At 64.9% G+C, this 21,096-nt stretch carries 21 protein-coding genes and 1 riboswitch; of the genes, 8 read left to right on the top strand and 13 right to left on the bottom strand.

Features of this window, described 5'->3' with window-relative positions; translation table 11 throughout:
• Positions 1-14 precede the first annotated feature (14 nt).
• From cobA to cbiE, 5 genes are read right to left on the bottom strand one after another with little or no spacing between them, the layout of a single operon-like run.
• Complete coding sequence (gene cobA, locus AB9K34_RS13430; RefSeq protein WP_369954935.1) at positions 15-734, bottom strand: uroporphyrinogen-III C-methyltransferase; 720 nt, start codon at positions 732-734, stop codon at positions 15-17.
• Positions 731-2,047, bottom strand: a complete 1,317-nt coding sequence (locus tag AB9K34_RS13435) for a cobyrinate a,c-diamide synthase (protein ID WP_369954936.1) — start codon at positions 2,045-2,047, stop codon at positions 731-733. The genes cobA and AB9K34_RS13435 overlap by 4 nt, the downstream gene beginning before the upstream one ends.
• The gene (gene cobM, locus AB9K34_RS13440) at positions 2,040-2,834 is read right to left on the bottom strand and encodes a precorrin-4 C(11)-methyltransferase (RefSeq protein ID WP_369954937.1); all 795 of its coding nucleotides are present in this window, start codon (positions 2,832-2,834) and stop codon (positions 2,040-2,042) included. The genes AB9K34_RS13435 and cobM overlap by 8 nt, the downstream gene beginning before the upstream one ends.
• The gene (locus tag AB9K34_RS13445; RefSeq protein WP_369954938.1) at positions 2,831-3,214 is read right to left on the bottom strand and encodes a cobalamin biosynthesis protein; all 384 of its coding nucleotides are present in this window, start codon (positions 3,212-3,214) and stop codon (positions 2,831-2,833) included. Before AB9K34_RS13445 ends, cobM begins: the two co-directional genes overlap by 4 nt.
• Complete coding sequence (gene cbiE / locus AB9K34_RS13450) at positions 3,196-4,395, bottom strand: precorrin-6y C5,15-methyltransferase (decarboxylating) subunit CbiE (RefSeq protein WP_369954939.1); 1,200 nt, start codon at positions 4,393-4,395, stop codon at positions 3,196-3,198. Before cbiE ends, AB9K34_RS13445 begins: the two co-directional genes overlap by 19 nt.
• Here cbiE and AB9K34_RS13455 point away from each other — a divergent pair.
• A complete protein-coding gene (locus AB9K34_RS13455) occupies positions 4,394-5,146 on the top strand; it encodes a cobalt-precorrin-6A reductase (protein WP_369954940.1) in 753 nt (250 codons plus the stop codon). The genes cbiE and AB9K34_RS13455 overlap by 2 nt on opposite strands.
• Here AB9K34_RS13455 and cobJ read toward each other — a convergent pair.
• The 8 genes from cobJ to AB9K34_RS13495 form a co-directional block, all read right to left on the bottom strand.
• Entirely contained in the window at positions 5,119-5,871 is a 753-nt protein-coding gene (cobJ, locus tag AB9K34_RS13460) for a precorrin-3B C(17)-methyltransferase (RefSeq protein WP_369954941.1), read from the bottom strand. The genes AB9K34_RS13455 and cobJ overlap by 28 nt on opposite strands.
• The gene (locus AB9K34_RS13465; protein ID WP_369954942.1) at positions 5,868-6,596 is read right to left on the bottom strand and encodes a precorrin-2 C(20)-methyltransferase; all 729 of its coding nucleotides are present in this window, start codon (positions 6,594-6,596) and stop codon (positions 5,868-5,870) included. Before AB9K34_RS13465 ends, cobJ begins: the two co-directional genes overlap by 4 nt.
• Positions 6,593-7,222: a precorrin-8X methylmutase gene (locus AB9K34_RS13470; RefSeq protein WP_369954943.1), complete on the bottom strand. Its 630-nt coding sequence runs from the start codon at positions 7,220-7,222 to the stop codon at positions 6,593-6,595. The genes AB9K34_RS13465 and AB9K34_RS13470 overlap by 4 nt, the downstream gene beginning before the upstream one ends.
• The gene (gene cobG, locus AB9K34_RS13475; protein ID WP_369954944.1) at positions 7,222-8,349 is read right to left on the bottom strand and encodes a precorrin-3B synthase; all 1,128 of its coding nucleotides are present in this window, start codon (positions 8,347-8,349) and stop codon (positions 7,222-7,224) included. The genes AB9K34_RS13470 and cobG overlap by 1 nt, the downstream gene beginning before the upstream one ends.
• On the bottom strand, positions 8,346-11,642 hold the full coding sequence (gene cobN, locus AB9K34_RS13480; protein ID WP_369954945.1) for a cobaltochelatase subunit CobN: 3,297 nt from the start codon (positions 11,640-11,642) through the stop codon (positions 8,346-8,348). Before cobN ends, cobG begins: the two co-directional genes overlap by 4 nt.
• A 15-nt stretch (positions 11,643-11,657) precedes the next feature.
• The gene (gene cobW / locus AB9K34_RS13485) at positions 11,658-12,713 is read right to left on the bottom strand and encodes a cobalamin biosynthesis protein CobW (RefSeq protein WP_369954946.1); all 1,056 of its coding nucleotides are present in this window, start codon (positions 12,711-12,713) and stop codon (positions 11,658-11,660) included.
• A 1-nt stretch (position 12,714) separates the two neighbouring features.
• On the bottom strand, positions 12,715-13,104 hold the full coding sequence (locus AB9K34_RS13490; RefSeq protein ID WP_369954947.1) for a DUF1636 family protein: 390 nt from the start codon (positions 13,102-13,104) through the stop codon (positions 12,715-12,717).
• Positions 13,105-13,184: 80 nt separating this feature from the next.
• A riboswitch (cobalamin riboswitch) is annotated at positions 13,185-13,380 on the bottom strand.
• A gap of 108 nt (positions 13,381-13,488) precedes the next feature.
• Positions 13,489-14,409, bottom strand: a complete 921-nt coding sequence (locus AB9K34_RS13495) for a manganese-dependent inorganic pyrophosphatase (RefSeq protein WP_369954948.1) — start codon at positions 14,407-14,409, stop codon at positions 13,489-13,491.
• 172 nt (positions 14,410-14,581) lie between these two features.
• On the opposite strand from AB9K34_RS13495, the gene AB9K34_RS13500 reads away from it, so the two are divergent.
• The 7 genes from AB9K34_RS13500 (at position 14,582) to AB9K34_RS13530 (ending at position 21,091) form a co-directional block, all read left to right on the top strand.
• Positions 14,582-15,208, top strand: coding sequence for a sulfotransferase family 2 domain-containing protein (locus AB9K34_RS13500; RefSeq protein WP_369954949.1), 627 nt, complete (start codon positions 14,582-14,584; stop codon positions 15,206-15,208).
• The gene (locus tag AB9K34_RS13505; RefSeq protein ID WP_369954950.1) at positions 15,198-15,875 is read left to right on the top strand and encodes a DUF2161 domain-containing phosphodiesterase; all 678 of its coding nucleotides are present in this window, start codon (positions 15,198-15,200) and stop codon (positions 15,873-15,875) included. Before AB9K34_RS13500 ends, AB9K34_RS13505 begins: the two co-directional genes overlap by 11 nt.
• A 271-nt stretch (positions 15,876-16,146) precedes the next feature.
• Positions 16,147-16,458, top strand: a complete 312-nt coding sequence (locus AB9K34_RS13510) for a co-chaperone GroES (protein WP_369954951.1) — start codon at positions 16,147-16,149, stop codon at positions 16,456-16,458.
• Between the two features lie 47 nt (positions 16,459-16,505).
• On the top strand, positions 16,506-18,149 hold the full coding sequence (gene groL, locus AB9K34_RS13515) for a chaperonin GroEL (RefSeq protein ID WP_369954952.1): 1,644 nt from the start codon (positions 16,506-16,508) through the stop codon (positions 18,147-18,149).
• A gap of 149 nt (positions 18,150-18,298) precedes the next feature.
• Entirely contained in the window at positions 18,299-19,165 is an 867-nt protein-coding gene (locus AB9K34_RS13520) for a DMT family transporter (protein ID WP_369954953.1), read from the top strand.
• A 4-nt stretch (positions 19,166-19,169) separates the two neighbouring features.
• A complete protein-coding gene (locus tag AB9K34_RS13525) occupies positions 19,170-19,946 on the top strand; it encodes an esterase/lipase family protein (RefSeq protein ID WP_369955046.1) in 777 nt (258 codons plus the stop codon).
• Positions 19,943-21,091, top strand: coding sequence for an alpha-D-ribose 1-methylphosphonate 5-triphosphate diphosphatase (locus tag AB9K34_RS13530; protein WP_369954954.1), 1,149 nt, complete (start codon positions 19,943-19,945; stop codon positions 21,089-21,091). The genes AB9K34_RS13525 and AB9K34_RS13530 overlap by 4 nt, the downstream gene beginning before the upstream one ends.
• Positions 21,092-21,096 lie beyond the last annotated feature (5 nt).

Consider the following 21,096-nt stretch of genomic DNA (forward strand, 5'->3'; position numbering starts at 1 on the left):
CCCAAAACCGGCACTCAACCCTCTGCCAGCGGCCCGTAGAGGATCAGCGCGGGCGCCGTACCCCGCTCGGTTGCCAGCCGTTCGGCGAGCGCGGAAACGGTGGTACGGTGCAGCGCCTGTTCTGCGGTGCCGACGGCTTCGGCCAGCAGCGCAGGCGTATTTGACGGCAAGCCGTGCGCGACGAGCAGTTCCGCCAGCCTTGGAAAGGTGCGTTTGCCCATGAACACCACGGTGGTTGCCTGATCATCCGCGAGCGCGGCCATGTTGAGGTCCTCGGGCAATTCGCCGGCGACATCATGGCCGGTCACGAATTGAACCCGGCGCGCGGTCAGCCGTCGGGTCAGCGGTATGCCCGCCGCCGCCGCCGCCGCGCAGGCCGACGGGATGCCGGGTATGATCTCATGGTCAATGCCGGCCTCCCGCAGCGCGACCAGTTCTTCTTCGAGCCGTCCGAACATGCCGCCATCCCCCGACTTGAGCCGTACGACCCTGGCGCCGCCCCGGGCATAGTCGACCAGCAGGCGGCTCACGTGGTCCTGCTTGGGCGAGGGACGCCCGGCGCGCTTGCCGACACCCACAAGGTCGGCGCCGGCTCTGGCATGTGACAGGATCGGCCCCGACGACAGGTCGTCAAACAGGATGGCGTCGGCGTGTTTCATCCGGTCGACGGCCTTCAGTGTCATCAGGTCCGGGTCGCCGGGACCGGAGCCGACAAAGGACACGAACCCGCTCATCGCGATGCCTCCGCGATCAGGTGAAAGAACGTGCCGGTGACATTGCCTCGTTTTGAACCGGTTTCGGCAACCGTGGCCCCCTCGGCGTCGGTGACATCCGCAAGCGGCATGTCGGGCTGTTCGAGAATGGTGGAATAGTGAAACTCGTGGCCGCGCAGGGCGGCGTCGGCGGCAAAGCCGGGCATCGCCGTCGTCAGCATTGCCTTGCGGTAACCAAGATGGAATTTCCGCTTTTCATACGAGGTGACAAGACCTATCAGCCCGGCCATCCGGTGGCGGATGCCCGCCTTGTCGATCAGTGCCTCGCCCAGTGCCATGTAGCCGCCGCATTCACCGTGTACGGGGCGAGACGCCGCATGGTCTCGCAGCCCGGCCAGGAAACGGCTCGCTGCGGCGATCCGCCCGGCATGCAGTTCCGGATATCCTCCGGGCAGCCATACCAGGTCTGCCTCCGGCGCGGGCGGCTGGTCCTGAAGCGGTGAGAACGGCATGATCTCGGCGCCGGCGTCACGCCACCCGGCCAGCAGATGGGGGTAGGTGAAAGAGAATGCCGCGTCCTGCGCCAGAGCGATCCGTTGCGCGGGCGGACGCGGCAGCGCGGCCGACGAGGGCCCGCCCGGGCGCGAGGAGGCCGCCGCCCGCAGTGCGTCAAGGTCGACATGTTCGCGCAGGAAGGCGGCATAGCCCGAAATCGCGGTTTCGAGATCCGGATGCTCGACCGCCTGTATCAGACCCAGATGCCGCTCGGGTAGCGTCAGGTCGCCGCGTCGTGGCAGCACGCCCAGCACCGGCAGCCCGGCCCGCTCCATCCCCAGCCGCGTCAGGCGTTCGTGCCGGGGGCTGGCTACGCGGTTCAGGATCACGCCGGCAAAGGGCAGGTCCGGGTTGTAGCTGCGAAATCCGAGAGCCGTCGCCGCCGCCGATTGCGCCTGTCCGCCCACATCGAGCACCAGCACAACCGGCCATCCCATGCGCAGCGCGGTTTCGGCACTCGATCCGTGGCCCGTCTCACCCGGCTTTGCCACCCCGTCAAACAGGCCCATCGATCCCTCGGCGATCACGATATCCGCTCCCGCGGCCTGTCTGGCGACGGCATCCAGCAGGCCGTCATGCATCGCCCAGCTGTCCATGTTGAACGAGGCTCGCCCGGCCGCCGCGCGGTGAAAGGCCGGGTCGATATAGTCGGGTCCGCTCTTGAACGGTTGCACCGCCAGCCCGTCCTCGGCCAGTGCCCGCAAAAGCCCCAGCATGACGGTGGTCTTGCCGGTCCCCGATGATGGGGCGGAAATCAGAAGGCCGGGCGGGTTAATCATCGCCGTGTCTCCAGCCAGACCAGGGACTGTCGGCGCTTTGCGGTCGATAGCGGCGGTCGTAATCCCTGGAATAAAGGCAGCTTTCGGTAAACCCCTCTGCTGCCAGCGCCGGTCCGACGAGTATCAGCGCGGTGCGTGAAATCCCGTCATCCATGGCGTCCTTCAATGTGCCCAATGTCGCACGAATGATCCGCTCGTCAGGCCAGCTCGCCCGATAGACGACCGCGACCGGGCAATCCGCGCCATAGTCGGGGGTCAGATCCGCGATGACACGATCGAGGTTGCCGATCGACAGGTGAATGGCGAGCGTTGCACCGGTCGCCGCGAAATTCGCCAGCGTTTCGCCCGGCGGCATTGACGAGGCGCGGCCCGGCGTGCGGGTCAGCACCACGGATTGCGCAAGCCCCGGCAATGTCAGTTCGCTGCCCAGTGACGCGGCGGCGGCGGCAAAGGACGGCACGCCCGGCGTTACGCTCACGGCGATGCCTTCGGCCCTCAGGCGGCGGATCTGTTCGCCCATCGCCGACCAGACCGACAGATCGCCGGAATGGAGCCGCGCAACATCCTGCCCCGCATCCGTCGCGGCGCGGCACTCGCCGATGATCGCGTCAAGATCCATCGAGGCGGTGTTGACCACCCGCGCATCCGGCGGGCAATGCGCCAGGATCTCTTCGGGAACCAGCGATCCCGCATAGAGGCATACCGGGCAGGCTGCGATGATATCACGCCCGCGCAACGTCAGAAGGTCGGCGGCGCCCGGTCCGGCGCCGATGAAATGTACGGTCATGTGTCTTTCCCGATTGCGATGGCGCAGGTGGCAAGCCGGTCCTGCGAAATGTGACGATGCACCAGAAGCCGCGCGCCCGGTCCCGCTGCGGCGAGGGCGACGGCTTCGGCGACACTGCCGGTCCCGCGCCGGGACAGACTGTGCGCGGATTGCGTCGCGGTGCAAACCGCCTGCATCTGGTCAGCCGAAACCGGCCATACCGGCAGATCGCGCGCGGTGGCCCAGCCCGACAGGCAGGCGGCACCCGCCTTATCCGCAGGTGCCGCGACCGCGTCAACGATCCGATCCGCCGCCGCACCGTCAAAAGCCGATTGCAGGCTGGCGTGACTGGCCGCTGCGCGAAATCCGAACCCGGCGACGATCATAGGCTGACGCTCCATTGCACGACCGGATAGGCGGATTTCCATCCGCGCTTGCGCCCCAGCGGCTGCGCCTGCGCCAGTTCGATCCGCAGCAGGGCGCCGCCATGCGTGTCATGCGCCTGCGCCAGCAACGCTTCGCTTTGCAGCGTCACCGCGTTGGCGACCACTCGCGTGCCCGATTGCAGGTTGCCGACAAGCCATGCCAGCATCTCGCCAGACAGGCCGCCGCCGATGAATACCGCGTCCGGCGGGGGCAGGTCGCCAAGTGCGTCGGGCGCATGCCCCGTTATCACCCGCAAACGGTCGGCGCCCAGTTCGAGGGCGTTGCGTTCGATGCGGGCCGCACGCGCGGGGTGGGGTTCTATGGCGGTTGCGCTCAGGCTGTCATGGCTCAGCAGCCATTCGATGGCGATCGAGCCACTGCCGCCGCCAATGTCCCAGAGATGTTCGCCGGGTCGCGGTGCAAGGGCCGAGAGGGTCAGCGCGCGCATCGGGCTCTTGGTGATCTGCCCGTCGGTTTCGAAAATGCTGTCCTCTCTGCCAACGGTCAGGGGCAGGGCGATGCCGTGCCCGGCAACCTCGATCCCGACACAAACCGGATGGTGGATGTCGTCGAAATCCAGCGTTGCGGCGAGGCTGCTGCGCCGCCGTTCGCGCGGCCCGCCAAGCGCCTCGTGGACATGCAAATCGCTATCGCCGAACCCCAGCGCCGTGAGCAGGTCGGCCAGGTCCGCAACCGCCGCGCCGTCGCGTAGCAGCACGATCACGCGTTGCCCCGGTGCCAGATGCGGGCGTATCCGCGTCAGGGGCGCGGCGTGCAGGCCCAGCGTTACGGTGCGCTCCAGGGGCCAGCCCAGCCGGGCGGCGGCGAGCGCAAAGACCGATATGCCGGGCAGCGCGCACCATTCGTCTGGCGCAAGCTGCCGCGCGATCACCGATCCGGCACCGAACCAGAACGGGTCGCCAGAGGCAAGGGCGACCACATGCCGCCCGCGCAGCGCGAGCAATTTGGAAATGCCGTCGGCAAAGGGCACAGGCCATTCCAGCCGTTCTGCGCCCAGACCCGGCAGCAGGTCCAGATGCCGGCGCGCTCCCATGACGATTTCCGCCCGCTCCAGCGCTTCACGGCTTGCAGGCGGCAGCCCCGCCGGTCCATCTTCGCCCAATCCGACAATCGTCAACCACGGAGCGTCAGCCATGCCAGCAAAACTCCTGATCCTGGGCGGCACCGGCGAGGCAAGCGCGCTTGCCCGTATCGTGGCCGAGGCCGGGTTGGACGCGGTGTTTTCCTATGCCGGTCGCGTGGATCGTCCGCGTGAACAACCGGTCCCGGTGCGGGTTGGCGGCTTTGGCGGCGAAGATGGGTTGGCGCGGTTCCTGCGGTCGCAGGCCATCAGCCATGTGGTCGATGCCACGCATCCCTTTGCCGCAGGGATGAGCACCAACGCCGTCGCGGCTTGTGAGGCAACCGGCGTACCGTTGATCGCGCTGACCCGGCCGCCATGGAGCGCCGGACCACGGGATCAATGGACGCATGTACCCCATATCGCCGCGGCGGTCGATGCGCTGGCCGGTGTGCCCCGACGGGTGTTCCTTGCGGTCGGGCGCATGCATCTCGCGGCCTTTGCAGCCCTCTCGCAGCATCGCTACCTGCTGCGCCTTGTCGATCGACCCGAGGCGCTGCCGCTGCCGGGGGCGGGCGTGGTGATCGACCGGGGTCCGTTCAGCGTTGAATCCGACAGGGCGTTGTTGCAGCAACATCGGATCGAACTGGTGGTTTCCAAGAATGCCGGGGGCGACGGCGCGCGCTCCAAGATCGACGCGGCGCGGCAATTGGGGTTGCCGGTGCTGATGATCGACCGGCCTGTCATTCCCGCGCGAGACGAGGCGCGGACGCCGGCGCAGGTTATGGAGTGGCTGGCTCATTCCGGCGTGAACCTTGGCGTGTAGACGATTGGCGATCTGCTGTTGTCCACGACGCGTGTGCGGGACGAGCCGACGATCACCACGGTCCGCATGTCGGCCATGTCCGGGGTCGCATTGCCCAGTGTCGTGACGTTCAGATTCTCTTCGGGCGTGGACACGGCCCGCGCGAACAGGATCACCCTGTCGGGACCGCAGGCGTCGCGCAACAGGTGCAACGTTTTTTCAAAGCCTTCCGGACGGGATTTCGAGCGCGGATTGTAGAACGCCATTGCGAAATCGCCCTCCGCCGCAAGGCGCAGCCGCTTTTCGATGAGGTTCCACGGTTTGAGGTTGTCACTCAGATTGATGGCGCAGAAATCATGGCCGAGCGGGGCTCCGGCGCGGGCGGCGGCGGCCAGCATCGCGGTGATCCCGGGCAGGACGGAAATATCCAGGTCACGCCAGCTTGCCGGGCCCGCCTCGACGGCCTCGAACACCGCCGCAGCCATCGCGAACACGCCGGGATCGCCCGATGAAACGACCACGACCCGTCGCCCCCGCGCCGCCAGATCGAGTGCGTGGCGCGCACGGTCCAGTTCCACGCGGTTGTCGCTGGCATGCAGGGTCAGCCCGTCGCGCGACGCGATGCGGGCGACATAGGGGATATAGCCGATTACATCGGTCGCCTCTGCCAGAGCTGCCGTCACTTCCGGTGTCACAAGCGCCTGATCGCCCGGACCCAGCCCTGCGATACGAACATGGCCGCTCATGGCCGGCGCCCCTGGCCATGCACGAGTATGATCGAGAAATAGGGTGCCGCGACGCACGACACCTCGCTGAGCGGTGTGACGGTCTGGTCGGGCATGGCGGCGTGTTCCACCAGCCACGCCCGGTCCGCAAGACCGCTGCGCGCAAGGGCGCGGCACACCTTGTCGAAATTGCGCCCGATCTTCATGACCACCAGCGCATCGGTATCGGCCATGTGACGGACAAGGGCGTCTTCGGACAGGGTGCCCATCAATACAGTCAGAACATCGTCACCCCAGGTGATCGGGGTTCCGGTCGCCGTCCATGCGCCGGACATCCCGGTCACGGCGGGAACCACATTGACCGGAACCTTGCCATGCAGGCGGCTGTAGAGATGCATGAAAGAGCCGTAGAAAAACGGATCTCCCTCGCACAATACGATGACATCCTCGCCTGACCGGGCCAGCGAAGTCAGGCGTTCGGTACAGTCGGCGTAGAAGTCAGACAGCATCCGGTTATAGCGCGGATCGCTAAGCGGGATCTCGGTGGTGACCGGGTATTCCATCGGGAATTCGACCGCGTTTTCCGGCAACAGGTCTTCAACGGTGGCGCGTGCCCGCCCGACATGCCCGGCCTTGCGGAAATAGGCCACGTGCCGCGCGCCGCGCAGCAGCCGGTCTGCACGCACGCTCATCAGGTCTGGATCGCCGGGGCCGAGGCCGACGCCGTATATCGTGCCGGTGCTCATTCCGCGCGGCTCGCGATGGCGTTGAGCGCGGCGACGGTGATCGCGGATCCGCCCAACCGGCCCTTGACGATGCAGCAGGGGACTGGCTGCGCCGCCCACAGGGCATCCTTGCTCTCGACCGCGCCGACAAATCCGACGGGGCAGCCGATGATTGCCGCCGGGCGCGGGCAATCGGGGTCTTCCAGCATGTTGAGCAGGTGAAAGAGGGCGGTCGGCGCGTTGCCGATTGCCACGATTGCCCCGTCGAGGCGGGGCCGCCACAATTCCAGCGCCGCGGCGGACCTTGTGTTGCCCATGCCTGCGGCCAGCGCCCGCACACGTGGATCATGCAGGGTGCAGACAATCTCGTTATCGGCGGGCAAACGTGCGCGCGTGATGCCTTCGCTCACCATGCGGGCATCGCACAGGATGGGTGCTCCGTCATCCAGCGCGGCACGGGCGGTCGCGACAAACTGCGCAGAGAAATGGATGAATTCTTCCAGTCCGACCATGCCAGCGGCGTGGATCATGCGCACCGCGACCTGTTCTTCGTCAGCGTCGAACCGGGTCAGGTCGGCCTCGGCGCGGATGGTGGCAAAGGACTGCGCATAGATCGCCGCGCCATCGGTTTCATATTCGTAAGGCATCAGGTCAGGTCCGTCAGGGTCAGCAGGTCATCGGGTGTCAGGTCACGCATCGCAGGCTCATCCCCCGTGCGCCCGTGTTTTACAAGATCAAATCGCCCCGCGCGGCCCACAAGCGTTACATCCGCCGGAGTGCTGCGGGCGCAGCCCTTGGCGCAGCCCGAGACATGCAGGCTGCCCCGGGTCCGGGACGCGAGCGCGCGGGCGATGGCGCGGGTTTCAACTTCAGCCTGCGGGCAGAAGGGTGCGCCGGCGCAGGCATCGGCGCAGAGCAGCGGGTCGCCGCGTTGCGTTATGAAGGCTCCCGGATCGGCTGGAGCGGCGCCTTCCAGCAGGAACATGCGCCAGGGCGTGACGCGCAGGGCGCCGGCCCCCGTTCTCTGGATCAGAGAAGCCAAGGCATTGGCATCGAGCTGTCCGAATGGCGCACCGTAGAGTATGCCCATGTCATGCGGGCCGGGTTGGCAAACCGCCGTGTCGCGGGCGACCGGCGTGCCGTGCCAGATGTCGGGCAGCGGATGGGCGGCAATCAGCCGCGCCATGCGGCGCAGATGCGGTGTGCGGTTTTCCGAGAACCATCGGGCGAGGGCAATTGCGGTTTCGATGGCGTCGGCCTCGGTCACGGCGCGACCTGTTTCCGCGCCATCCGCGCGCAGGACCAGACCGGTCGGTCCGCGTTCGAGCCGGATATCGGCAGAGCACTCGGCGAGCATCCGGACGGGGCCGGTATCAACGGCAAACCCGAACTTGGCCGGAAGCGCGGGCAATTCTTCCAGGCGGTCGGTCAGGTTTCGGGCCAGCCGGACGGTGAGGTCGTCATTGTCATAGAAGGGTGAAACGAGAATATTGCGGCGGGTTTCGAGGGCCGGGTCTGCATCCAGCAGGTCGAGCGCGGCCAACTCTGCGAGCAGGGTCTCGTGATCGTCCTGTTGTACGCCGCGCAATTGCAGGTTGGCGCGGTTGGTCAGGTCGATTGTGCCATTGCCATATTGCAGGGCGGCGGCGCAGAGGCCGAGTGCCTGTTTTCGGTCAAGGCGTGCCAGACGCGGGCGCACCCGGACCACCAGCCCGTCGCCGGACATCATCGGTCGATAAGCGCCCGGGCACCAGCCCCTGACCTGCGCGCTCATGTCCTGCCCCCGATTGCCGCGCGGATCGAGTTGCGCCGGGTCGTCCAGAGGCCGGACTCGTGCAGGGCGCGGAACCTGTCCTGCATGGCGCGGTGCGCTTCGGGGTTGGTCTCCGCGAGGAAGCGATCGACGGTCTCATCGCCAAGCGTTGCGTCATGGTAGAGATCAAAGAGATGCGGCGCGACCGCATCGGCCAGGTTCGCAAAAGCGGCCATGTGATCGAGCGTCGCCGCGATTTCCGCCGCGCCACGAAACCCATGCCGCTGCATCCCCTTGATCCAGCCGGGATTGGCCGCGCGGGCATGTACCACGCGGGCCACTTCCTCGGGCAGCGTGCGGGCGCGGGGTGTGGCCGGGTTGCTGTTGTCCAGATGATAGAGCGTCGCCCTGCCGCCGGTCTGTGCCTTGGCGGCGGCAAAGCCGGCCTCGTGCGTGGCATAATCATTGGCCAGCAGCAGGTCGGTTTCCGCCAGATCCTGTAAATGCACGAAGGCATCGGCCCGCGCCACCCTGTCGCGGATGCCATCGTCATCGCGCGCGATATGCGCGCCCTCCAGGGCATATGCGCTGGCGTTCAGCCACGCCTTGCCTGCCTGTGCGCGGGCTTCTTCCGTATAGGTGTCTGGCAGATCGCCCATGCCGAGCCCATAGCTGCCGGGGGCGGGCCCAAAGACGCGCGCGGCCGGCGCCTGTCCGGCATAGGGGTTCCAGTCGGCGGCTTCGTCCCGTTCGGCAAGGGCGCGCACCGCCTGCCCGAACAGCGCCGAGAGCGACGGGAACACGTCGCGAAACAGGCCGGATACTCGCAAGGTCACATCCAGCCGGGGTCGGTCAAGCTCGGTGATCGGCAAGACCTCGATGCCCGAGACGCGTTCGCTGCCCGGATCCCAGACCGGCCTGACCCCCAGAAGGTGCAGCGCCATGGCAAATTCCTCGCCCGCGGTGCGCATCGTCGCCGAGCCCCAGAGATCGACGATCAGCCCGCTGGGATAATCGCCCTCATCCTGCAGATGGCGGCGCACCAGTTCCTCGGCGAGTTTCACGCCCTGCGCGTGGGCGCTGCGGGTGGGCACCGAGCGCGGATCGGTGGTATAGAGATTGCGCCCGGTGGGCAGTACGTCAGTCCGCCCGCGATAGGGAGATCCGGACGGACCTGCCTCGACGCGACGACCCTGCAGCGCATGGATCAGACCGGTGCGTTCGGCATCTGCGGTCATCCCTGTGTCAAACGGGCTGGAAATCCGGGGGGCGCGGCCAAAGACATGCAGCCCGTCGCCAAACTGGCTTTCCTTGATGTCACAGACAAACCGGTCGATCCGGGTGATCGCTTCGGCGGTACTGGCGGCGCGGTCAAGGCCGAGATCGTCCTCGACCCCGATGGCCTGTGCCTCGGCCCGGATGTCGGCTTGCAGGCGGTCGCGGCGGCGCGGGTCCAGACCGTCGGCGTTCGAGAACTCGTCGAGCAGCGTCTCCAGCCTTACCATCCGATCGGGTGTCTCGCTGCTGCGCAGGGGTGGGGGCACGTGGCCGAGCGTCACGGCGCCGATTCGCCGCTTGGCCTGTGCCGCCTCGCCGGGATCGTTGACGATGAACGGATAGATCACCGGCAGATCACCGATCAGCGCCTCGGGCCAGCAGTCATCCGACAGGGCCACCGCCTTGCCGGGCAGCCATTCCAGTGTGCCGTGCGCTCCGATATGGATCAGCGCATCGGCGGCGAGCGCATGGCGCAGCCAGAGATAGAACGCGACATAGCCGTGGCGGGGGACGCGCGACAGGTCATGATAGTCGTCGTCGCGGCTGGCGGGCTGTCCGCGCTCGGGTTGCAGGGCGACGATTGCCTTGCCGCGCCGCAGGGCGGTGAAGCGTATCGCGCCATCGACACAGGCGGGGTCCTCTTCGGGCACGCCCCAGGTTACGTTCAGATCGTCGCGCAGTGTGTCGGGCAGGGTCGCCAGAGCGGACTTGTACGCCTCGACCGGCCAGTCGATCCGCGCGGTGGCCAGCGCCGTATCGAGCGTGGTGCCCGGCGCGGTGTCATAGCCGTGTTCGTGCAGGTCGGCGAGGATTGCCTGCGCCGAGGCCAGAGCATCCAGCCCGACCGCATGGGCCATTTGCCAGTTCTTGCCGGGATAGGTGGAGAGCACCAGGACCGGCACCTTGTCCGCGTCCGGTTTCTGCGCGAGCCGTATCCATCCGGCGACCCGGTCGGCAATCGCGCTGATCCGGGCCGGCACCGGTTGATGGGTGTGGCGGGCGAATTGCAAGGCCTCGTCGCGCGTATCCGGTTCCTTGAAACTGGCGACTCCGGCAAGGATGCGGCCATCGACCTCGGGCAGAACCACGTGCATGGCAAGATCGGCAGGGGACAGCCCGCGTTCTGCTTCGGCCCAGGCGGTCCGTGACGACGTTGCAAGAGCGACCTGAAAGACCGGGGCCCGCGCCACGTCCAGCGGCGACGCGCCGCTCTCTCCCTTGCCGGAAAAGGCCGTGGCGTTGACGATGGCATCCGGCGCGAGCGTTTTGACCTGCCGCGCAAGCCAGCCCGCCGCTTCGGCGGCCTTCAGCGACGGGACAAACAGCGCGCCGACATCAAAACCCCGTGCCCGAAACGCGCCGAACATGGCCTCGACCGGGGCGAGGTCCGCCGCCGCGAGATAGGCGCGGTAAAACGTGATCAGGATGCGGGGCCGGCCGTTGTCACCGAACATGGTTGCCGGGCAGGTCACTCCCTGTTCCGGCGTCCATGCACCCACCTGCGGCAGCGTCTTGGCCCCGAGCACCGGCCCGGCATAGAGCCCGGCCGCCAGCGCGAATTGCGCCAGTGCCGCCTGCGCCGCGACGGTTCCGCCACTGTCGCAGAGATGTTGCAGGCGTCTCAGGGTCGAGCGGGGCAGGGTCGAATAATCGTCAAGGCGCGGGTCCGCCCGACCATCGGCGGGCAGCACGGCAACCGCCAGCCCGTTTTTCGCGGCGAGCGCCTGCACCTGCTGCAAACCGTAGGACCAGTAGGGCACGCCACCGATCAGGCGGATCAGGATGCCCTTGGCGCCGCTCAGCGTCTGTTCGACATAGGTGTCGACCGAAAGCGGATGTTTCAGCGCCGCGAGATTGGCCAGACGCAGCGAGGGCATTCGCCCTTCCGGGCCGCCGCCGCGATGCCAGCCTGACGCAAAGGCGCCAAGGTCGCTGTCGGAAAAGGACAGAACCACCAGATCCGCCGGGCTCTGGCCCAGATCGGTCGGGGTTTCCGTTTCTTCCAGCCCGTGGCTTTCGCGAAAGACGACATGCATCGGAGCCGTACTCTTCTATTCCGCGGCGACCGGGGTGCCGGTCAGGATGTCGTTGATCGCGGCGGTGTCGATATCGTCATGCTCGGCAATCACGACGAGACGGCCACGGCGCATTTCACCCGGTTTCCAGGGGCGATCGAACTGATGACGCACGCGCGCGCCGACCGCCTGCACCAGAAGCCGCATCGGCTTGCCCGCGACCGGGACATATCCCTTGACCCGCAGGATGTTCTTTTCGTTGGCCAGCCGCTCGATCCGCGTCACGAGGTCGGCGGGATCGGCCTGTTCCGGCAATTCGACGACAATGCTCTCGAAATCGTCATGTTCATGGTCATCGGCCTCGTCATGGTGGCTGGGACGTGCATCCATGTCGTCTTCGGCTGCGGCCTCAAGGCCCAGGATCACACGGACATCCACGACACCTTCGGCAACCTCGACCACGGGCAGCGGGCGGGGCGCTTCGGCGGCGATGATCTCGCGCGCCCTTGCGATGCCATCCGCACCGGCCAGATCGGGTTTGGTCAGCAGGATAATATCGGCACAGCTGATCTGGTCCTCGAACACTTCGGAGAGCGGGGTTTCGTGATCGATCGAGTCATCCGCCATACGCTGGGCATCGACGCGCGCCACATCGGGCGCGAACCGTCCGGTGGCCACGGCCTCGGCATCGGCGAGTGCGATCACACCGTCCACGGTGATGCGGCTGCGGATATCGGGCCAGTCGAACGCCTTGAGCAGCGGTTTCGGCAGGGCCAGCCCGCTGGTCTCGATCAGGATGTGATCGGGACGTGGCTCAAGCGCCATCAGGGCTTCGATGGTCGGGATGAAATCATCGGCGACGGTGCAGCAGATACAGCCGTTGGACAATTCCATGATATTCTCTTCCGGACAGTCCGGGATCGCACAGGATTTCAGGATCTCGCCATCGACACCGACATCGCCGAATTCGTTGACCACCACGGCCAGCCGCTTGCCCTGCGGGTTCTGCATGAGGTGGCGGATCAGCGTGGTCTTGCCGGAACCGAGAAAGCCGGTGATCACGGTGACGGGCAGTTTGGACAGGTCGGACATGTTACTGGTCTCCAATCGGGGGGATGCGTGCGATACAGTTCTTGCGAAAATGCACCGGCCTTTCACGCCAGGGTATCAAGCCGTCGGGCGTGTCGTGATAGCGAGAGGCGACCTCCAGGATCATGTCCGCGTCACCGGTCTCGTCAAAATTGCCATAGACATAGGTCCAGCGCTGCGCGCCGCCGCGCAAGACGATCGAACAGCCGCTGTCACAGTTTGACAGGCATTCGACCGGGCGCAGGGTGACGCCGGAGGGCAGGTCGCCCGCTGCGAGGCTTTCGTAAAGCACCGCGCCGGGGCGGGGGCCCTCGATATCGGTGGACATGCCCTTGCGGCAGGTCGTGCAGACCAGCAATTCGACCGGGGCGGTCCCGTTTGCAGTCTGGTTCATCCGGTCACCTTCCATGTCTGGCAGGCGGGGCAGGCGGGCAAAGCCGGGGCCGGGCCCGTCACCGAGGCACCCCGCCCGGTTAACGTCATATCGGCGCTGGCAGGTCTCCCGGCTTGCGGATGTCAGAAAGCCGGGGCTTTCTGGCGGTCTGCCCGCCTTCCCGACCCGTCTGGGCCAGTGGCTTGGGCGACCTCTCCGGTCACGGTCGCGGGGGCGGCTGCGTCGTGCATTCCCTTTTCATCTGCTTTCGCAGAAACCAACACTTGGCGGAATGACCAAGGGGCGGCGGGTTGTCAAGCGTTTGAAGCTACGCCGGTGTATTGCGGCGGGTGGGTCAGAGGCGTGCAGACCCCGGTGCAGCCACCGGGATCCACAGATCGTGGCTCAGACCTTGAGGTTGGGAATGATCTGCTTCTTGCGGCTCACCACGCCGGGCAAGACAACGCTGTCGCCGGTTGCAGAGGCGTCAAAGCTCTTGGCCGCGACCGTTTTGACCAGATCGTTGGGCACCAGCAGCGTTGACTCTTCGTTCAGGATATCGACCACGAACAGCAGAACCTGATCGACGCCGTCTTCGGAGGCAACGGTGGTCATTGTCTCCATCAGGCTGGCCTTGCGATCGAGAACGGTGGCAGGCGATGTGGTTTCGAGAACCGATACGCGGAATTTTGTCCCGTCGACCTCGTATTCCTTGCTGTCCATGCGGAGCAGTTCCGCATCGCTGAACGACGAAACATCGGATTTGGCGGCGAACATCTCGGCGGCATAATCCGGGATCGACAGGCCCAGCTCGGCGGCGAGTTTTTCGGCAACGGCCTTGTCGTGCTCCGTGGTGGTCGGGCTGCGGAATTCCAGCGTATCGGACAGGATGCAGGTCAGCGCGGTGGCCTTGGCCCAGTCGGGCATCCTGGCGGCGTCGTCACCCATCAGGTCGTAAATAATGGTCGCGGTGCAGGCGAGCGGACGAATCGTGATGTCGATCGGACCCTTGGTTTCCAGGCCGCCTACCAGCTTGTGATGGTCGATGATGCACTGGATATCGGCGTTGTTGATGTTCGCAGGCAGTTCCGCGGGGTTGTTGGTGTCCACGATCACGACCGGAGCGTCATCGGCAACATCCTCGATGATCGCCGGCTTGGGCAGGTCCCAGCGTTTCAGAAGAAAGGCGGCTTCGGTGTTGGGTTCACCCAGCAACACGGACTCGGCAGGGGTGCCTTTGATCTCGTTCAGGTACCACGCCCAGAGGATGGGCGAGCCGGTCGAGTCGGTGTCGGGAGATTTATGTCCAAAAACCTGAATGGTCATCTTGTGGGTCCTGTATAGGGTGCAATTCGCGCGCCTTATAGAAACGCGGTCGGCGCTTGTCACCCGCTGTTGCGCGGAATGCGACCCTTGGTCTGATTGCTGCGGACCCTGCTTCGCGTTGACTTTCGCGCGGGCGGTTGTGAGGGTGTCGGCGGATCGCCCGGACCTGTCGATGATTTCCCACGCGCACAAGACTGTTTTCGTTCACATCCCCAAGACCGGCGGGCAAAGTGTCGAGAACGTGTTTCTGGACGATCTGGGCCTGGCATGGCGCGATCGTGCGGCGCTTTTGTTGCGGCAGAACAACGACCGTGCCGCGGGGCCGCAAAAGCTGGCGCATCTATATGCCGACGAATACGTGAAGCTCGGGCATATCGCAGCCGGTGATTTCGACCGCTACCTTAAATTCGCGATCGTGCGGCATCCGTTCGAACGGGTGCTTTCGGAATTTCGCTACCGGTCGGCAGCGGCCGCGAAGCGGGGACGCTCGCTAGGGCTTGAGGACATGTTGAAGCTGGATATCGCCGACGATTATCCGGACACGGCACGCCATCTGGTGCCACAGGTGCGTTATATCATGGATGACAGGGGGCGCTGTCTGGTGGATCGGGTCCTGCGGTTCGAGAGATTGGCACAAGAGATTGCTCCGGTATTCCGGCAGATTTTCGGCGAGGTACGACACTTACCGCACAGAAATCGTGCCCGTGCGGAACCGAATGCGCGCATCACAGCCGGGCAGGCCGACGCGCTTTATGATCGATACCGCGAGGATTTCGAGGCCTTCGGGTATGAACGATAAGGTCTTCACGCAAGAGCAACAGCTCTATCCGCCGATCAAGCTCCTGCTCGAACGGCAGGGATACGAGGTCAAGGGCGAAGTCGGGGCGGCGGATGTGGTCGCGCGCCGTGGCGAAGAGCCGCCGGTGATTCTGGAGATGAAGCTGCGTTTTACCCTGTCGCTGTTTCATCAGGCGGTTGAACGGCTCAGGATCACCGATCTGGTTTATGTCGCCGTGTCGCGCCCCACGGGGCGCAGTGCGCGAAGGGCGTTGAAAGATAATCTTGCGCTATGTCGGCGATTGGGCCTCGGGCTGATGACCGTTCGCCTGGATGGGCATGTCGAGGTTCATTGCGATCCCAGTCCCCACACGCCGCGAAAATCGCGGAAGCGTGCGCAGCGGCTCTTGCGGGAATTCGACCGGCTGCGCGGTGATCCGAATGCGGGCGGTGCAACCCGGCATGGGCTTGTGACCGGCTATCGTCAGGACGCGTTGCGTTGCGCCGCCTACCTGGCCGAGCACGGACCGAGCAGGGGTGCAGAAGTGGCGCAGGCGACGGGCGTCGCGGCGGCGACCCGGTTGATGGCCGACAACCATTATGGCTGGTTCCGGCGCGAGAGTCGCGGCGTGTACGCGCTGACCCCGGTTGGCAGCGACGGCCTCGTTCATTGGGCGGACAGCTGGTAGCAGGATGCCAGCATATGCCCGTACAGGTCGCAGATTTGCGCGGTCCGGCGCGGGGTCTGACCGTGTACGTGCGCCTCAGCCGTGGATCTCTGACATGCGGGGCGGAGGCAAGCGCATGGCAGAGATGGGCGACACTTTTTTGTGAAACGACCTGTTGACAGGCTCGGCGGTGCCTCCTACCTATGTGCCGTTATCACTCCTGCGGGGTGAGTGATAACACCCTTACGGGAGCGGAGGACCCCGAAACTTTGAGCGTTAAGGAGCTGCAAAGATGGCATTCAAACCACTTCATGACCGGGTGCTGGTGCGCCGCGTCGAAAGCGATGAAAAAACCGCTGGCGGGCTGATCATCCCCGACAGCGCCAAGGAAAAGCCCGCCGAAGGCATCGTTGTTGCCTGTGGCGAGGGCGCCCGCAAGGACAGTGGCGAACTGATCGCAATGGCTGTTGCGGAAGGCGATAAAATCCTCTTTGGCAAATGGTCCGGCACCGAAGTCACCGTCGACGGTGAAGAGCTGCTGATCATGAAAGAGAGCGACATTCTGGGAATCATCGAAGCAAGCGCAGCCGCAAAAGCGGCCTGAACGCCACGCTTCGTCTGACCCCAACTCAGTAAACTAGGAGACAATCCATGTCTGCAAAAGACGTCAAATTCGACACCGACGCCCGCAATCGCATGCTCAAGGGTGTCAATATCCTTGCCGACGCGGTGAAGGTGACACTGGGCCCCAAAGGCCGCAACGTGGTCATCGACAAATCCTTTGGCGCGCCGCGCATCACCAAGGACGGTGTTTCGGTCGCCAAGGAAATCGAACTGGAAGACAAGTTCGAGAACATGGGCGCGCAGATGGTGAAAGAAGTCGCCAGCCGCACCAATGACGAAGCCGGCGACGGCACCACCACCGCGACCGTTTTGGCACAGGCCATCGTCAAGGAAGGTCTGAAATCGGTTGCCGCCGGCATGAACCCGATGGATCTCAAGCGCGGCATCGATCTGGCAACAACGAAGGTCGTCGAAGCGATCAAGGCCGCGGCGCGCGACGTCAGCGACAGCGCCGAAGTCGCCCAGGTCGGCACCATCTCGGCCAACGGTGAAGCGGAAATCGGTCAGCAGATCGCCGACGCGATGCAGAAAGTCGGCAACGAAGGTGTCATCACTGTCGAGGAAAACAAGGGTCTGGAAACCGAGACCGACGTCGTCGAAGGTATGCAATTCGACCGTGGTTACCTGTCGCCCTACTTTGTCACCAATGCCGACAAGATGACCGCAGAGCTCGAAGACTGCATGATCCTGCTGCACGAGAAGAAACTGTCTTCGCTGCAGCCGATGGTTCCGCTGCTCGAGTCGGTCATCCAGTCGCAGAAGCCGCTGCTGATCATCGCAGAGGACGTCGAAGGTGAAGCGCTGGCAACCCTGGTTGTCAACAAGCTGCGTGGCGGCCTGAAAATCGCTGCTGTCAAGGCACCCGGATTTGGTGACCGCCGCAAGGCGATGTTGCAGGACCTCGCCATTCTGACCGGTGGCCAGGTGATCAGCGAAGACCTGGGCATGAAGCTGGAAAACGTCACTGTCGACATGCTGGGTTCCGCCAAGAAGGTGTCGATCACCAAGGACGAAACCACCGTTGTCGACGGCAATGGCGAAAAGGCCGAGATCGAGGCACGTGTTGCCCAGATCCGCACCCAGATCGAAGAAACCACCAGCGACTATGACCGTGAGAAGCTGCAGGAGCGCGTTGCCAAGCTGGCAGGCGGTGTTGCCGTGATCCGCGTTGGCGGCATGACCGAAGTCGAAGTGAAAGAGCGCAAAGACCGTGTTGACGATGCTCTGAACGCGACCCGTGCGGCCGTTCAGGAAGGGATCGTCGTCGGTGGCGGTGTTGCCCTGGTTCAGGCCGGCAAGGTGCTGGATGGGCTGGAAGGCGCAAATAACGACCAGAACATCGGTATCCGCATCGTTCGCAAGGCTCTGGAAGCACCGCTGCGCCAGATCGCCGAGAACGCCGGTGTCGACGGATCGGTTGTTGCCGGCAAAGTCCGCGAAAGCGACGATGCCAAGTTCGGTTTCAACGCTCAGACCGAAGAATACGGCGACATGTTCAGCTTTGGCGTCATCGACCCTGCCAAGGTTGTCCGCACCGCGCTGCAGGACGCAGCCTCGGTTGCCGGTCTGCTGATCACCACCGAAGCGATGGTCGCAGACCGTCCGCAGAAGGAAGGTGCTGGAGCGGGCGGCGGCATGCCCGACATGGGCGGCATGGGCGGCATGATGTAAGCCAACGCCGTTCGTCTTCTTGACGACTTTGAAAGGGGGGCCATCCGGTCCCCCTTTTTTGCGTCGCCGGGCGAGGGAGGGCCGCATTGGTCGGTCACGCCCGCAAACGGGAGTGTTGTTTTTTCGCGCGTTAAGGTTATGGGAGAGCCATGCGCCTGTTTCTTCTCACGACCATTACCATGATCGCCTTCGCGGCGAACTCCATCCTGAACCGGCTGGCGGTCGACAGTGGCGCCATCGACCCGGCGAGTTTCGCGATCCTGCGCATATTGTCCGGGGCAGTCGTCTTGACCGCGATGGTGCTGTTGCGCGGGCGGCGGGTGCCGATCCTGGCGCCACGTCGGCTGATCGGGGCCGGTTCGCTCACGCTCTATATGATCGGATTTTCATGGAGCTATTTGACACTCGAGGCCGGATTGGGGGCGCTGGTCTTGTTCGGGGTGGTGCAATTGTCGATCTTTGCGATTGCCGCGCTCACCGGCACTCCACCGCTTGGTCGGCAACTGGCGGGGGCGGCAATCGCTTTTGCCGGTCTCGTCTGGGTTCTCTGGCCTTCAGGGACTGTTGCGGTCGATTCCACGGGCCTGCTGCTGATGGTGCTTGCCGGTATCGGATGGGCGATCTACACGCTTGAGGGCCGCAATGAGAGGGATGCGCTCGCGGGGACGGCGGCGAATTTCTGCGTGGCGTCACCTCTGGTCGCCCTCGGAGCGCTGATGATTCCCGTCGCCACCACGATCACCGCACCGGGCATCGCGCTCGCCGTTCTCTCGGGCGCGGTGACGTCGGGGATGGGCTATGCGCTCTGGTACAGCCTGGTGCCGCGCTATGCGCCGTCTCTCGTGGCAATCATCCAGCTCGCGGTGCCGGTGATTGCGCTGATCGCAGGTGCGGTGCTGCTTGGCGAGCAGGCGAGCGTGAAACTGATTTTCGGAACGGTTCTGGTGCTTGGCGGTATCGCGCTTGCAGTCAGTACATCACACGCGACGCGGAGGAAACGTGCGACGTCACCGTGACATGATGCGATTGGCGGCGCTGTTGCTGCTGCTCGTGCTGGGCGCGCCGCTCAGGGCGGATTGCGTGGTGCTGCTGCATGGGTTGGCCCGCACCGAGACGTCGTTCGCGCTGATGGAAGATGTCCTCGTCAGGCGCGGCTATGACGTGGTGCGGCCTGGCTATCCCTCGACCGATCTGCCCATTCCGATGCTGGCGCAGGGGACGATCCCGGCGGCCATCGACCAATGCGGCCCGCAGACCGTGCATTTTATTGCGCATTCGATGGGCGGCATCCTGATCCGCTATGCGTTCCAGCGCGGCAAACCGGAGAACCTTGGGCGGGTCGTCATGCTCGGCCCACCGAACCAGGGCAGCGAACTGGTCGATGTGCTGGGTGATCTCGAGGTTTTCGGCCTGCTCAACGGCCCCGCAGGGATGCAACTGGGCACGGGTCCCGACAGTCTGCCGAGACGGTTGCCGCCGGTGAATTTCCCGCTCGGGGTGATCGCCGGCGACAGTTCCCTGAACCCGCTTTTCTCGTCGTTGATCGAGGGGCCGGACGATGGCAAGGTATCGGTCCGCTCGACCGAGGTCGCGGGAATGGCGGATCATATTGTATTGCCGGTGACGCATACTTTCATGATGAACAACCCGAGGGTCATTGCAGAGGCGCTTCATTTCATCGAACAGGGCCGTTTTGACTCGGACATCTCGTGGCTGGATGGTGTGTTCGGACTGATCGACGATATCTGCGGGGGCGGAACCTGCGAGGATACCGGGACAGGAGAACCGGACAGATGACCACCCTGACGCTGGACCTGACAGGGGCCGACGTGTTGTTTGCTGACGGCCTTCGCCGGGAACGGCTGTCGTTAGAAGATGGATTGATCACATCCGAACCGACCGGTCGCACGGTGGATCTTGACGGGTTTCTCGTGTTGCCCGGCATCATCGATCTGCATGGAGACGGGTTCGAACGGCATCTCGCTCCGCGCAGGGGCGCCATGAAAGAGATGACCGAGGGGGTCGTGGCGGCGGAAGCGGAACTGGCCGCCAACGGCATCACCACCGCGGTGATGGCACAGTTCTATAGCTGGGAGGGCGGACTTCGCGGTCCGGAATTCGCGGCCAGAGTGTTTGAGGCGATCCGCGATGTACGGGTCGAGGTCGTGACGGACCTGATCCCGCAATTGCGTTTTGAAATCAACCTGCTCGATCACTATGCTGGGCTCCCCGCCAAGGTGGCGGAATGGGGGGTCGATTACGTGGTCTTCAACGACCACCTGCCGCATGACCGGCTGGCGGAAGGAAAAAGGCCGCCCCGTCTGACCGGCCAGGCGCTGAAGGCCGGGCGCAATCCGGAACGTCATTGGGCGTTGCTGCGCGCGTTGCACGGGCGCAGCCGGGAGGTGCCCGCCGCGCTGAACGAACTGATCCCGGCATTGGCCGCAGCGGGCATCCGCATGGGCAGCCATGATGACCATTCGGCTGCCGATCGCGAGGCTTGGCGGGCGCGTGGCGTCACCATTTGCGAGTTCCCCGAGACACGTGAAGCCGCCGAAGCGGCACGTAACGCGCGTGATAGCGTTATCCTGGGCGCGCCGAACGTTGTGCGCGGCGGCTCGCATAAGGGAAACGCCAGCGCCGTGGAGCTCATTTCGATGGGGTTGGGAGACGCGGTGGCATCCGATTACCACTACCCAAGCCCGCGCCGTGCAGCACTCATGTTGGTTCGGAGCGGGATATGCGGTCTGCCTGACGCATGGGGATTGCTGTCGGATGGACCGGCGCGAATCCTCGGATTGACGGATCGGGGTCGCCTTGCGCCCGGGATGCGCGCAGATCTCGTGATCCTGGAAAAGCATACGCAGCGGGTCGCCGCCACCATCGCTGCGGGCCGGTTCAGCTACTTGCGCGGAGATATCGCAACGCGCCTGATCCGTTAGGCGAC

Origin of the sequence: Sedimentitalea sp. XS_ASV28 (genome assembly GCF_041224545.1) — a bacterium.
In the GTDB taxonomy this organism is placed as follows: domain Bacteria; phylum Pseudomonadota; class Alphaproteobacteria; order Rhodobacterales; family Rhodobacteraceae; genus Sedimentitalea.